Here is a 12,272-nt window from a genome sequence, read left to right on the forward strand (position 1 = left end):
ATTTCGCGAATAATTTTGATAGGCAACCAAGTTAACAACAGAATTTTGCTTAATTATTTTCAAAACCTGCCGAATAGAATCATAACGAGGATTCATATCGGACCTCCTTCCGGAAAATTGGAAGGGAGTTCCATCTTAACGGCGACCCTGCAAAAGCAAGAGTCGCCGTTGCATTTTTTAAACCGGTATCGCAATGTTCGTGCAGCTCCGACGACGGTTTATATGATTGACCCTCTGAGGTGCCGACCCTACGATGAGTTGTGATTGAATTTAAGAACCTCGTAAAAAGATTCGGCACTCGCACTGTACTTAATGGGTTGAGTTTGAAAATCCTCGAGGGAGAAATCATCTTTATTCTGGGGACATCGGGCACCGGAAAATCTGTCTTACTTAAAAATCTTGTCGGTCTTTTAAGTCCTGATGAAGGCGAAATTTGGATCGACGACGAAGAAGTCTCTAAATTCACCGAAGAACAATATCTTCCCATCCGAAAAAAATGCGGGATGGTCTTTCAACACCCAGCTCTGTTCGATTCTTTAACTATCTTTGAGAATGTTGCATTTGGATTGCGTCGTCATTTTCAACTTCCCGAAGAGGAAGTCGTCGAAAAAGTGCAAAAAGCACTAGGCTTAGTTCACTTGCATAATATCGGCGCGAAAAAACCCGCACAAATTTCGTACGGCATGCAAAAGCGCGTAAGCCTTGCGCGTACCATCGCTTTACAACCAAAAATCCTACTTTTTGACGAACCCACGACAGGGCTGGACCCGGTGACGACAACGGCCGTGAACCAGTTAATTCAAGGTCTTTCACGCGAATTGAAAACAACATCGGTGGTTGTCAGTCATGATATGAATTGTGCATTGACGATCGCGGATCGCATCGTCGTTCTTGATAAAGGACAAATTGTCGCCTCAGGAACACCAGATGAGCTGAAAGAATCGAATCACCCGCTAGTCAAAGATTTCCTTGCGGAGACCTTAAGCTCATGACTTATTTTATTTCCGTTCTCGATGAAGTCGGGGGAACTCTTTTATTTCTTAAAAAAATACTGGGAACTTTATTTAAAAAAAGCCCAAAATCCCACGACGTTTTCGAACAAATTTGGAAAGTCACCGTAGAGAGTTTTGCAACGACAGCGATGGCGGGATTTTTTGTTGGCGCGATCATGAGCGTGCAATTCGCAATGCTTATGAAAGAATTTGGAGCCTTGGGTTATCTCGGGGGGCTCGCTTCCAGCGCGACTTTCCGAGAGGTCGGTCCTTTATTAATTGCATTTATGCTCAGTGGAAAAGTGGGCGCTTATACTTCGGCAGAACTAGGTACAATGCGGGTCACCGAACAAATCGACGCCGTTCGCTGTTTGGGAGCCGATCCCTTGCAGGAAATCATCGCCCCTCGTTTTATTGGCATTATTATCGCAAGCTTTTTCCTTCTTGGCAGCGGCTTGATTATGTCTGTTTTCGGAGGCGCTCTTTTAGGAAGCCTTTTTGCTGGGGTGAGTTTCGAAGAATACTTTCGGCACATTCCTACAATTGTAAGTCCCGTCTCGATTTTAAGCGGACTTTTTAAGTGCGGCACTTTTGCGGTGGTTCTGGCAACAGTGTGTACATTTAAAGGATACTCGACGACAGGCGGTGCGAAGGGCGTTGGCAGATCAGTTGTTTCAACAGCCGTTATGACCATGATTTGCATCGTAGTAATGGACTGGTTCACAAGTTTCATTGGCGATATTATTTTACAAGTTCTCAGAGGGTATCGCTCATGATTCATCTTTTAGCGGATACTTTTTTCGGCATTTTTTCGCCTCCATTTCGTAGGAAAGAATTCCTTCAGCAGACATACTTTGTAGCGAATCGCAGCCTTGTTATTATCGTGTTCTGTGTGTGTTTCGCAGCGGTCGTCACCATTCTTGAATCTTCCTTCCACATGAAACTCGTCATTCAAAATGATTCGATGGTTCCAGGTTTTGCTGCTGTTCTGATTTTGCGGGAATTGGCTGCGGTGGTAATGGCGCTACTTCTGGCTTCCAGAGTGGGTGCAGGATATGCATCTGAAGTGGGAACGATGCGGATCACCGAACAAATCGACGCACTAAAAATGCTAGGAATTGATCCCATTAATTACCTTGTGGTGCCAAGACTGCTTGCGTGTATCGTTGGTGCAACCATTTTAACTGTAGTCGCGAATATGACGTGTCTGTTTTCAGCGATGCTGATCAGTCAAAGCTATCTTGGCTACACGACGGGAATGTTCTTGTCCTCGATGCATCGATTTATTCAATTTAAAGATATTATTTTTGCGATGATCAAAGGTGCTTGTTTCGGAGCCGTGATTCCCCTCGTTGCATGCTACTTTGGATTTAACTGCGAGCAAGGTGCTGAAGGCGTGGGAAAAGCTACGACTAACACAGTTGTTATCGCCTCTATCGCAATTATTGTGATTGATTTCGTTTTATCTTATACTTTTAGTCATCTTTACTGAGCTCTTCACGGATTGAAGAGCATTTGGAGCGTTTATGAAGGTTGAAACCAAGGTTGGTTTGTTAGCGTTGGTAAGTATATTTCTCATCGCCATATTTGCTTACCTTATGGGTTTCATTTCGCCATTTTCAAACAGCAAAGAACTAAACGTTATGTACAATTACGCGGGTGGCATTGAAGAGGGTTCACCTGTTCGAGTTATGGGTATCAAAGTGGGCAAAGTAAAAGCCATCACTTTTGATCCCGGATATAAAATGCCAAATGGTGAAGAAGCGAAACTTCGCCTTACGGTCACAATTGATAAAAAAGCCTGGACTAGTGTCCGTAAGGATTCACGCTTTTATATCAATTTGGCTGGCGTTATTGGGGAGAAGTTTCTGGAAATCTCTGCGGGATCAGTCGATGCGGGAGAATTTTCTAACGGAGACTACGTCCGTGGAGAAGATCCTCCAAGAATTGACCAATTGATTTCTCAAGGATACGGATTAGCCGGAAAACTGATTCAGATTGTCGAAAAAAATGAAGGATCTGTGACAAACGTCATCCAGCAATTGGATCACCTGACCACCAACTTCAATAAAACGCTCATTCTGCTGGATAAAACGACGAAGAATCGCGAAATGGCAAGATTGCTTGATAATGCCATCAAAATCAGCGATGACTTGGCTTACTTAACCAACAACCTGAGATCCAAGAAGGCAGAAGAAACTTACGATCTAGTTCATAAGCTTCTGTTTCGACTTGAGCCGGTTGACGGCCCTTTGCTTAAAAAGTTTTTTCAAGAAGAAGGGGTCCGAGCTCGTGTGTTCTAGCGGTCTCAGCATAAACGGGGAGGTCCCATGTTAAACACAACTGCGCATTTTGCTGCCGTTTTGCTTATCAGCGCATTCGCAATCAACGCGAAAGCTCAATCTTTAAGTGCGGATTCGAACACTGTCTCCACTAAGGCAATTTCCATTGAAAAAGCCTACAGTCAGGACATGCGCGACGAGCGCAACACCACTTCAATGAGCTACGATTCCACTTTGAAGATGCGCCAAGATCTACGCATGGGCGCTGGAGTCACAGTGGGCGGTGCTCTTGGCCTGGCAGGTATCAATGCTGAATTTAATTTCGAAGACGAAAATAGTGTGATCGCTGGTTTTGGAACGGGACCGGGTTATAATTCAGTTCAATTGGCGTGGAAACATGCCTTTGAAGGCGATTATCTCGCCCCATACGTCACTGCGGGATATTCTCGTTGGTATAATTCTCGCGGTCACAGCGATGCTTTCAAAGATTCCAGCATCCTGGACCGAGTTTTGACAGATGACGAAAAAAATACGGGCAGATTTGGTACAGATTTCGTAAATGCGGCGTTGGGACTTCAATATAACCAACTTTCCGGCACTTTTTTTGGTTTCTCATGCTTTGCTGAAGTGATGGGAATGTATGAAGTGAAACGCGCGCAATTGATCCCAACAGGCGCGGTTGGAACGATCTATTACTTCTAAAATTTTCGGCAAAAAATAATGAAAAAAAGAGGAGCTTCAGGGCTCCTTTTTTCATTTCCAAAGCGCTCATCAGAAATTCTTTATCGCTGTAAAATTTAAAATCAAATTTATCGGGAAAATCTGGCAAGGGTTTTAAATGGCAGGCTATGAAATCCGCGTCTATTAAGGGTTTCACAGAGGAAGAAGTGTTTAAGCAAAAAAAAACCCCAGAGTTGCCTCTGGGGTTTTAAGTACTAAGCTAGTACCTAAGAATTACTTCTTAGAAGCTTTTTTAGTAGCTTTTTTAGTCGCTTTTTTTGCTACTTTTTTAGTAGTTTTTTTAGCTGCTTTCTTAGTAGCTTTTTTTGCTGCTTTCTTTGCCATGTGCTCCTCCTAGGATGCAAACGTTGTTGTTGTTACTTACGTTATAAAAAAACTTAACTTACCCTAAGTCTTCCTAATTCGACCATCGACGTCAACAAAAAAATTGCTTGCATATTTTTTGCGAGCATCGCGGTCCATGGAGGCGGCTGATGTTGATGCTTTTTTCGATTTCGATGCTCGGACAAATGCTCGTTCATCGAATTCTTTCGGTGATTGCGCAAGAATTTGCGATCTCTCAACACACATTGAGGTCGTTGATGATCTTCAATGTGCTGCTGACGTCGGTTCTTGTGAGTTTTCACTCATCACCAGTCGCGCTCTGGCTTTTCATCGGCATTCTTTTAATATCTTTAAAGTTTTTTTCACCGATTTTGCGTTTTTTTCTGATGCGAAGACTTTCGAGCGCGCTGATTCCGATGCTTGATAGCGTGATTTTGGGTCTTCAATCAGGAAAATCTTTCCGCATTTCACTTCAGGCAGCGATCGAGAATCAAAACGGTTGGCGCAGAAATCAGATGCGCGAAATTTACAACTCGCTGATCACTTCGGAAGTATCCACCTCTGTGAAATCCGCTCTGCTCAAGGATTTGCTGGCAGAGCTTGCGGAAATAGATCGCTCGCAAAATCGCACGATTGATCAGGTGCGCGCGCTGCGAAGGCACCTAAAGCTTCAAGAAAATTTTCGACGTAGGTCTGGACAGGTCACACAGCAAATAAAAATGCAGGCGATAATTGTCACCGCCCTTTATTTCGCCCTTCTTTCTTTTGTAATTGCGCAATTTGGCTTTTTTGAACACCGAAAATTAATCTTGGCATCAGTTTTGATTTTCTTTACGGGTCTTTTTTGGATCTTTAATGTCGGTCGGAGGATGAAATGGAAGGTGTAGCACCACCACTGGAACTTTTATTGGCGGTGAAGCGTACTTTGGAAAAAGGACAACCCGCAAAACACGGCGTCCATTTATATTTAAAACGATATGAGGGGGAATTTCCGGCGCAAGTGGCGCGGTGGTTGGCATTATTGCAGCAAGGAAAAGAGACGCAGGAGCTGATTTCCGGCTTATCATCGCAACATCGCCAGGTTCTTTTGCAGCTTTTGGAGCGCGGTATGCGCGGTGAGGCGATTTACAACATCCTCCTCAACCTTGAAGAGGAGATTTTAGAGGCATGTCATGAAGAACTTACGAATAAATTGGCGCGCCTTCCCTTTATTCTGCTGGTTCCGCTGCTTTTATTTCAATTTCCAGCATTTCTCTTGCTCCTTTTTGGACCGCTGCTGAAAAATTTTTTTCACTCTTTCGGAGGCGGGTGATAGAGTGGCCCTGTTGGAGGTAACCATGGCTGAAGCTCAAGAAAAGAAGGTTGCGCTTGAGAAATTGGTGGACGAGTTGATGAAAGATCAACCAAGCCGTCAAACAATCAAGAAACTGACTACCGAACTAGGCTTGGCTTATTCCGTGGACCCGTTGACTCAAATGAATACAGTTCTGCAGTCGATGAATTCAGTCTATCTTCCTTCCAACAGAAGACGAGACTTAGAAAGCTAGTTTTTCATGTCACATATTCTTGATTCCATCTTGGAAACTGTCGGCGATACGCCGATCGTGGCTCTTCATAACGTCACTAAAGGTTCGAAACATAAATTTTTCGCAAAAATCGAATATTTTAATCCCGGCGGCAGCATTAAAGACCGCGTTGCGATCAAAATCATCGAAGAAGCCGAAAAGCGCGGTGAATTGAAGCCGGGTGGAACAATCGTTGAAGCCACTTCCGGTAACACGGGTGTTGGTTTGGCACTGGCTGCGGCAGTTAAAGGATATAAGTGCATTATCGTGATGCCTGAAAAGATGAGCGAAGAAAAACGCTCTCTATTACGTGCTTATGGCGCACAGGTTGTGATCACTCCGATGGTTGAGCCAGAACATCCGATGAGCCATTATAATGTCTCTAAACGGATCGTATCGGAAATCCCGGGTTCATTCTTGGCGAATCAATTCTTCAATCCTGACAACGTAAAGCAACACTATGAAACAACTGGACCAGAAATTTGGAAACAAATGGATGGCAAAGTCGACATGCTTGTTGGCGGTGCAGGAACGGGTGGAACACTTTCGGGTTGCGCGAAATTCCTCAAAGAAAAGCGCGCAGATATCAAAGTGGTTTGTGCCGATCCGGTAGGAAGTATTCTTTACGATTTGTACTATCACAAGAAGATCGTTGATCCACCGGGTTCGTATAAAGTTGAAGGAATTGGCGAAGATATGCTGCCTGGTAACGTCCATTTGGATATTTACGATGGCTTTGTTCGCGTGAATGATCAGGAAGCTTTCGATATGACTCGAAGATTGGTTTCAGAAGAGGGTCTTTTGGTAGGTCCATCAAGCGCAACAGCTTTAATCGGCGCCTTGAAGTTCTCTGAAAAAATCGAAAAGCCAATAAACATCGTTGTGGTGTTCCCGGATAGCGGTCGTCAGTATCTAAGCAAGGCCTTCAACGATCGTTGGATGGTTGAAAACGGCCTTCTTAAAGAAGAGCAGATCAAAGACGCTTTCAATCGCGTGATGTCTGCTGAAGATGCTTTGAAATTATATTCAAAATAGGAATTTTTATGAAAAAAATGAACGATAACTTGGGTTTCTCAACAAGAGCTATTCACGCAGGGCAAACTCCCGCTCCAACAACAGGCGCTATCATGACGCCGGTTTATATGACCTCGACTTATGTACAAGAATCTCCGGGTGTTCATAAAGGGTGGGAGTATTCTCGTACACATAATCCAACTCGTAAGGCTTACGAAAATTGCTTAGCAAATCTTGAAGGCGGAAAATTCGGTTTTGCGTTTGCCTCTGGTTGCGCGGCTACAACTACTATTTTGCATCTTATTAAAGGTGGCGAGCATGTCATAGCGATGGATGATATGTACGGCGGTACTTTCCGTTTGTTCGATAAGGTTTTGCGCCATGACGGTATGGAATTCACTTTCACTGATTTGACGAAGGTTGAAAACTTCGAGAAGGCGATCAAGCCAAATACCAAGTTGGTGTGGTTGGAAACTCCGACAAATCCTACTTTAAAATTGGTTGATATCAAAAAAATCGCGGCTATCGCGAAAGCGAAAGGTATCTTAGTCGCTGTAGACAACACTTTCATGAGCCCTTATTTTCAAAGACCTTTGGAATTAGGTGCGGATATCGTTGTTCACTCTGCCACTAAATATATCGGCGGTCACAGTGACGTGGTTGGTGGCATTGCAGTGACATCCCGTCAGGACCTCGCGGAAAAGTTACAGTTTCTAAGTAATTCTATGGGAGGAGTTCAAGGTCCATTTGATTCCTTCATGTGCTTGAGAAGCTTGAAAACGTTGCCTTTGCGTATGAAGGCACACCAGGAAAATGCGATGGCGATTGCTAGATTTTTGGAATCTCATCCCAAAGTTGAAAAAGTTATCTATCCAGGCTTGGAAAGCCATCCGCAACATGCTTTGGCGAGGGAACAGATGCATGGTTTCGGTGGGATGATTACGTTCTATATTAAGGGTGGATTGGAATCGGCCCGTAAGTTCCTAGAAAACGTGAATGTTTTTGCTCTTGCGGAAAGTTTGGGCGGCGTGGAAAGCTTGATCGAGCATCCAGCAATCATGACGCACGCCTCCGTTCCTCCGGAAAATCGCAAGGCTCTGGGCATTGATGACTCTCTTATCCGCCTTTCTGTGGGTATTGAAGACATCAATGACTTACTTGGCGATTTAAAATCTGCATTTGATAAAGCCTAAGTGTTGACATCAAAGAGGCCAAAAGATAAACCTTTGGTCTCTTTGAACGTATCCAGTGGCTTGGTAGCTCAGTTGGTAGAGCAGAGGATTGAAAATCCTTGTGTCGGCGGTTCAATTCCGTCTCAAGCCACCATTTTTCTCCCTAAAAATTCCCTATAAAATCTCAAGATATTAACGACTCCAATTGGTTTGGATTTTTTGGTTTTGAACAATTCTCGACGTGATTTTTTGAGTCGATAGCCGACATATTTTTAAGTGATAGAGCTTCGGCAGAGGTGTCAACCGTCACAAGTAATAGCTCTATAACCTGGATGTATTAGATTTCTTGTCTCAAAGCGACAGGACCCTAACCAAATACTAACAATTGCGATTTTCTATTAATGCTAGATTCGGCTTCATTGGGAGGAATATCTACATGAGAATCATCTTAGGTTCATTGCTTACATTGGCTTTTGCGGTTTCTGCTTCTGCAGCAACTTTGGTTAACGGCGCAGGATCTACTTTCGCAGAACCTGTTTACACAAAATGGTTTGGTGAGTATCAACAATCTGAAAAAGGTGCTCAATTCAACTATCAAGGTATTGGTAGCGGCGCGGGTATCAAACAATTGCTTGCTGGTACGGTTGATTTTGCAGGTTCTGATGTTCCAATGAATAAAGAAGAATCGTCTCAGGCGAAAGCTCCAGTTTTGCACATCCCAATCGCGATGGGTGCCGTGGTTGTAACTTACAACTTGAACCTGACAGCTCCTTTGAAATTGACGGGTCCTGTATTGGCTGAAATCTTCAATGGTAAAATCACTAAATGGAATGATGCTAAAATCGTAGCTTTGAACAAAGGTGTTGCTCTTCCTGACCAGTCAATTGCGGTTGCGACTCGTTCCGATGGCTCTGGTACAACTGCTGTATTTACAGAGTACCTTGCAAAAGTAAGCCCTGAGTGGGTTGGTAAAGACGGCAAAACTGTGAACTGGTTCAAAGGCAGCCTTGGCGGCAAAGGTAATGCGGGTGTTGCGGGTCTTGTAAAACAAGCTCCAGGCGCCATCGGCTACGTTGAGTTAGTTTATGCTTTGGAAAACAAACTTCCTTTCGCTGAAATCCAAAATAAAGCTGGCAAATACATTACTGCATCAGCGAAATCAGTCTCTGATGCCGCAGCTGGTACAACTAAAGAAGCAGTAGCTCAAGATTTCAAAATCTCTATCACTGATGCAAAAGGTAAAGAAGCGTACCCAATTTCTTCATTCACTTGGATGCTTGTTTACAACAAAATGGATAAAGAAAAAGGCGCTGCGGTTAAGAAATTTGCAGCTTGGACACAAGGCGAAGCGGCTCAAGGCCTTACTAGCAAAATTAACTATGCTCCTGTGCCAAAAGACCTAAGAGCGGCAGTCCTTAAAAAGATCGAGAAAATCGAAACAAAATAGGTTATGTTGGGGTTAGTGGCGAATACTAAAACTCAAACACAACTAAAAAACGGAGTCAGAAAATCTGACTTCGTTTTTTTTATTTCGCTTAAGGTTCTAGCGAGTCTTATTATCATTCTGCTTTTGTCAGTCTTAGTTTTTTTGATGGTCGAATCAAAAGAGATCTTCTTGCGCGATGGCGTGAGCTTCTTATGGCATAGCGAATGGAATCCCGTAGCAGAAGTTTATGGGGCGCTGCCATTTATCTATGGAACTGTTGTGACCTCATTGGTTGCATTGGTTATTTCAATTCCTGTTTCTGTGGGATGTGCCTTGTTCATCACTGAAATAAGCCCTCGTTGGTTGAAAGCTCCATTAAGCTTTTTGATCGAAATGTTAGCTGCCATTCCAAGCGTTGTTTACGGTCTATGGGGAATTTTTGTATTAATTCCCATTGTTCGCATGTATGTGCAGCCATTCTTGTCTTCGCATTTTGGATTCTTGCCGTTTTTCGAAGGCCCGCAATTTGGTATCGGGATTCTTTCAGCAAGTATCATTCTTTCTATTATGATTCTTCCCACTATCACGTCTATGTCGCGTGAGGTGTTTACATCTATTCCTCAATTGAATCGCGAGGCCGCGCTAACTTTAGGCGCGAGTCGTTGGGAAACGATTCGAATGTCTGTATTGAAAGCGGGAACTCCAGGTATTTTTGGTGCTGTAGTTCTTGGTCTGGGTCGTGCGATGGGTGAAACCATGGCTGTGACAATGGTGATCGGCAATCGCGCCGACATCACGGCTTCACTTTTTAGCCCGGGCGCTACAATGGCCAGTGTGATTGCCAATGAATATCCTGAAGCCAGCACGAAGATGTATCTTTCGGCATTAACTGCCATCGGCATGAGCTTGTTCCTGGTTTCTTTGATCGTGAACTTACTTGCACGCACCATCGTGTATCGCTTTGAAAAGAAAATGAGGCACTAATGGAACTGCGTCGCCTCGAGCACGTCGTTTCACGACGTCGCAAAATCAAAAACTATATTATGCAAAGCTTGATCGGCTTGGCGGCTGCTGTTGCGGTAGTACCTTTGTTTGCCGTGTTCATCTATGTTTTGCAAAAAGGTGCGCCGGCTTTGAATTGGAACTTCTTTACTCATCTACCGGCACCGACAGGTGAAACGGGTGGTGGTATGGGGAATGCCATTCTAGGAAGCTTGATCATGATTTGTATGGCAACAATTATCGGTGTGCCTGTGGGTGTTTTCGGGGGAGTTTACTTAGCCGAATATCCAACCGGAAACTTGCCGAAAGTCTTCCGCATGGTCGTGGACTTGCTTGCCAGTCTTCCAAGTATCGTTGTCGGTCTTTTCGTTTATGTGATTGCAGTTGTTCCAATGAAAGGCTTTTCTGCCTATGGTGGTGCCGTCGCACTTTTCATTCTGATGATTCCAATCATTATCAAAACAACAGAAGAAGTTTTAAAGCTTTTACCGCAACACGTGCGTGAAGCGGGACTTGCTTTAGGAATTCCCCGTTGGCGCGTGATTGTTTCTATCGTTTTGCGCGGAAGCGTTTCTGGCGTGATTACAGGTGTTGTTCTTGCAATTGCCCGTATCGCGGGGGAGACAGCTCCTTTGTTAATCACCGCATTCGGTAATAGAAACTGGCCCCAATCACTTTCACAACCTACGGCGTCCTTGCCTGTACAGATTTACAACTACGCGATCAGTCCCTATGAGGATTGGCAACAGCAGGCCTGGGGCGGAGCCTTTGTCTTGGTGACATTGGTTTTTGTTATTAATATCACTGCACGTATGATTTTACGTGATCGTAAATCGGGATCTGGAAAGTAATCGTATGGAAGTTTTAGAACAAACACCTATTTTAGCTGCGCGCGATCTTCAGGCTTACTTTGGGTCAACTCGCATTGTGAATGGCATGACTATCGACGTGTTGCCTAATCACGTGGTTGCGCTGATTGGTCCTTCTGGTTGCGGCAAATCGACGTTTCTTCGTTGTTTGAATCGTCTTCATGAAGAAACACCAGGTGCACACGTAAAGGGTGAAGTTCTTCTTCAGGGAAAAGATATCTACTCTTTAGATCCTGTCGATGTGCGTTCCCATGTTGGAATGGTTTTTCAAAAACCAAATCCATTTCCAGGCATGTCTATTTATGAAAACGTAGCAGCGGGCCTTACTTTGCGTGGCGTTCGTAAGAAAAGCTACATCGCCGAAGTTGTCGAAGAGTCTTTGAAAAAAGCAGCATTATGGAAAGAAGTAAAAGATAAATTGAAAGCCCCAGGCTTAAGTTTATCTGGTGGTCAGCAACAACGTCTTTGCATCGCCAGAGCATTGGCCATCAATCCTCCAGTGATTTTGATGGATGAACCGACCTCTGCCCTTGATCCAATTTCTACAGCGAAGATTGAAGAGTTAATCATCGAGCTTAAAAAGACGATCACTATCGTTATCGTGACTCATAATATGCATCAGGCGGCACGCATCTCTGATGAAACTGCGTTTATGTACATGGGGGATCTTGTCGAGTTCGGTCAGACGAATACAATCTTCACGAATCCGAAAGACAAGCGCACAGAAAACTACATCACGGGTCGCTTCGGGTAAGGCCTCTCTGTCTAATCTTGGATTCCGGTCCGGAAAAGAGGATTGGAATCCGAAAAATGTCTTCAGGTCTTCTAAAATCGATATGAATTAACATTTGTTATGGCCCAAGCGTTGCTCATGGGAATAGTCGC

General features: G+C 44.1%; 14 protein-coding genes and 1 tRNA gene. All 15 read left to right on the top strand.

Annotation, left to right across the window (positions count from 1 at the left end; translation table 11 throughout):
• The first annotated feature begins 260 nt into the window (after nucleotides 1-260).
• The 15 genes from VF412_RS10270 to pstB all read left to right on the top strand — a co-directional run bounded on the left by VF412_RS10270 (nucleotide 261) and on the right by pstB (nucleotide 12,141).
• Entirely contained in the window at nucleotides 261-992 is a 732-nt protein-coding gene (locus VF412_RS10270; RefSeq protein ID WP_331339150.1) for an ABC transporter ATP-binding protein, read from the top strand.
• A complete protein-coding gene (locus VF412_RS10275; protein WP_331339151.1) occupies nucleotides 989-1,768 on the top strand; it encodes an ABC transporter permease in 780 nt (259 codons plus the stop codon). The genes VF412_RS10270 and VF412_RS10275 overlap by 4 nt, the downstream gene beginning before the upstream one ends.
• Nucleotides 1,765-2,484: an ABC transporter permease gene (locus VF412_RS10280; RefSeq protein ID WP_331339152.1), complete on the top strand. Its 720-nt coding sequence runs from the start codon at nucleotides 1,765-1,767 to the stop codon at nucleotides 2,482-2,484. Before VF412_RS10275 ends, VF412_RS10280 begins: the two co-directional genes overlap by 4 nt.
• A 34-nt stretch (nucleotides 2,485-2,518) precedes the next feature.
• On the top strand, nucleotides 2,519-3,295 hold the full coding sequence (locus tag VF412_RS10285; RefSeq protein ID WP_331339153.1) for an MlaD family protein: 777 nt from the start codon (nucleotides 2,519-2,521) through the stop codon (nucleotides 3,293-3,295).
• 27 nt (nucleotides 3,296-3,322) lie between these two features.
• Entirely contained in the window at nucleotides 3,323-3,976 is a 654-nt protein-coding gene (locus tag VF412_RS10290) for a hypothetical protein (RefSeq protein WP_331339154.1), read from the top strand.
• Between the two features lie 512 nt (nucleotides 3,977-4,488).
• Entirely contained in the window at nucleotides 4,489-5,226 is a 738-nt protein-coding gene (locus VF412_RS10295) for a hypothetical protein (protein ID WP_331339155.1), read from the top strand.
• The gene (locus VF412_RS10300; RefSeq protein ID WP_331339156.1) at nucleotides 5,214-5,651 is read left to right on the top strand and encodes a hypothetical protein; all 438 of its coding nucleotides are present in this window, start codon (nucleotides 5,214-5,216) and stop codon (nucleotides 5,649-5,651) included. Before VF412_RS10295 ends, VF412_RS10300 begins: the two co-directional genes overlap by 13 nt.
• 25 nt (nucleotides 5,652-5,676) lie before the next feature.
• The gene (locus VF412_RS10305; RefSeq protein ID WP_331339157.1) at nucleotides 5,677-5,886 is read left to right on the top strand and encodes a hypothetical protein; all 210 of its coding nucleotides are present in this window, start codon (nucleotides 5,677-5,679) and stop codon (nucleotides 5,884-5,886) included.
• 6 nt (nucleotides 5,887-5,892) lie between these two features.
• Nucleotides 5,893-6,939 carry a cysteine synthase family protein gene (locus VF412_RS10310; RefSeq protein ID WP_331339158.1) on the top strand — a complete coding sequence of 349 codons (1,047 nt, stop codon included), beginning with the start codon at nucleotides 5,893-5,895 and terminating at the stop codon, nucleotides 6,937-6,939.
• An 8-nt stretch (nucleotides 6,940-6,947) separates the two neighbouring features.
• Nucleotides 6,948-8,111: a cystathionine gamma-synthase gene (locus VF412_RS10315; RefSeq protein WP_331339159.1), complete on the top strand. Its 1,164-nt coding sequence runs from the start codon at nucleotides 6,948-6,950 to the stop codon at nucleotides 8,109-8,111.
• Nucleotides 8,112-8,168: 57 nt separating this feature from the next.
• Nucleotides 8,169-8,244 (top strand) — tRNA-Phe (locus VF412_RS10320).
• A 282-nt stretch (nucleotides 8,245-8,526) separates the two neighbouring features.
• On the top strand, nucleotides 8,527-9,537 hold the full coding sequence (gene pstS, locus VF412_RS10325; protein WP_331339160.1) for a phosphate ABC transporter substrate-binding protein PstS: 1,011 nt from the start codon (nucleotides 8,527-8,529) through the stop codon (nucleotides 9,535-9,537).
• A gap of 3 nt (nucleotides 9,538-9,540) precedes the next feature.
• Nucleotides 9,541-10,500: a phosphate ABC transporter permease subunit PstC gene (gene pstC / locus VF412_RS10330; RefSeq protein ID WP_331339161.1), complete on the top strand. Its 960-nt coding sequence runs from the start codon at nucleotides 9,541-9,543 to the stop codon at nucleotides 10,498-10,500.
• A complete protein-coding gene (gene pstA / locus VF412_RS10335) occupies nucleotides 10,500-11,369 on the top strand; it encodes a phosphate ABC transporter permease PstA (RefSeq protein ID WP_331339162.1) in 870 nt (289 codons plus the stop codon). Before pstC ends, pstA begins: the two co-directional genes overlap by 1 nt.
• Before the next feature lie 4 nt (nucleotides 11,370-11,373).
• On the top strand, nucleotides 11,374-12,141 hold the full coding sequence (pstB, locus tag VF412_RS10340) for a phosphate ABC transporter ATP-binding protein PstB (RefSeq protein WP_331339163.1): 768 nt from the start codon (nucleotides 11,374-11,376) through the stop codon (nucleotides 12,139-12,141).
• The last annotated feature ends 131 nt before the right edge of the window (nucleotides 12,142-12,272 follow it).

It is taken from the genome of Bdellovibrio sp. (genome assembly GCF_036384735.1).
Classification (GTDB): domain Bacteria; phylum Bdellovibrionota; class Bdellovibrionia; order Bdellovibrionales; family Bdellovibrionaceae; genus Bdellovibrio.

Coding starts and splice junctions, on each gene's coding strand:
- VF412_RS10275 (WP_331339151.1), top strand. CDS start 989: ATGACTTATTTTATTTCCGTTCTCGATGAAGTCGGGGGAACTCTTTTA.
- VF412_RS10280 (WP_331339152.1), top strand. CDS start 1,765: ATGATTCATCTTTTAGCGGATACTTTTTTCGGCATTTTTTCGCCTCCA.
- VF412_RS10285 (WP_331339153.1), top strand. CDS start 2,519: ATGAAGGTTGAAACCAAGGTTGGTTTGTTAGCGTTGGTAAGTATATTT.
- VF412_RS10290 (WP_331339154.1), top strand. CDS start 3,323: ATGTTAAACACAACTGCGCATTTTGCTGCCGTTTTGCTTATCAGCGCA.
- VF412_RS10295 (WP_331339155.1), top strand. CDS start 4,489: ATGTTGATGCTTTTTTCGATTTCGATGCTCGGACAAATGCTCGTTCAT.
- VF412_RS10300 (WP_331339156.1), top strand. CDS start 5,214: ATGGAAGGTGTAGCACCACCACTGGAACTTTTATTGGCGGTGAAGCGT.
- VF412_RS10305 (WP_331339157.1), top strand. CDS start 5,677: ATGGCTGAAGCTCAAGAAAAGAAGGTTGCGCTTGAGAAATTGGTGGAC.
- VF412_RS10310 (WP_331339158.1), top strand. CDS start 5,893: ATGTCACATATTCTTGATTCCATCTTGGAAACTGTCGGCGATACGCCG.
- VF412_RS10315 (WP_331339159.1), top strand. CDS start 6,948: ATGAAAAAAATGAACGATAACTTGGGTTTCTCAACAAGAGCTATTCAC.
- pstS (WP_331339160.1), top strand. CDS start 8,527: ATGAGAATCATCTTAGGTTCATTGCTTACATTGGCTTTTGCGGTTTCT.
- pstC (WP_331339161.1), top strand. CDS start 9,541: ATGTTGGGGTTAGTGGCGAATACTAAAACTCAAACACAACTAAAAAAC.
- pstA (WP_331339162.1), top strand. CDS start 10,500: ATGGAACTGCGTCGCCTCGAGCACGTCGTTTCACGACGTCGCAAAATC.
- pstB (WP_331339163.1), top strand. CDS start 11,374: ATGGAAGTTTTAGAACAAACACCTATTTTAGCTGCGCGCGATCTTCAG.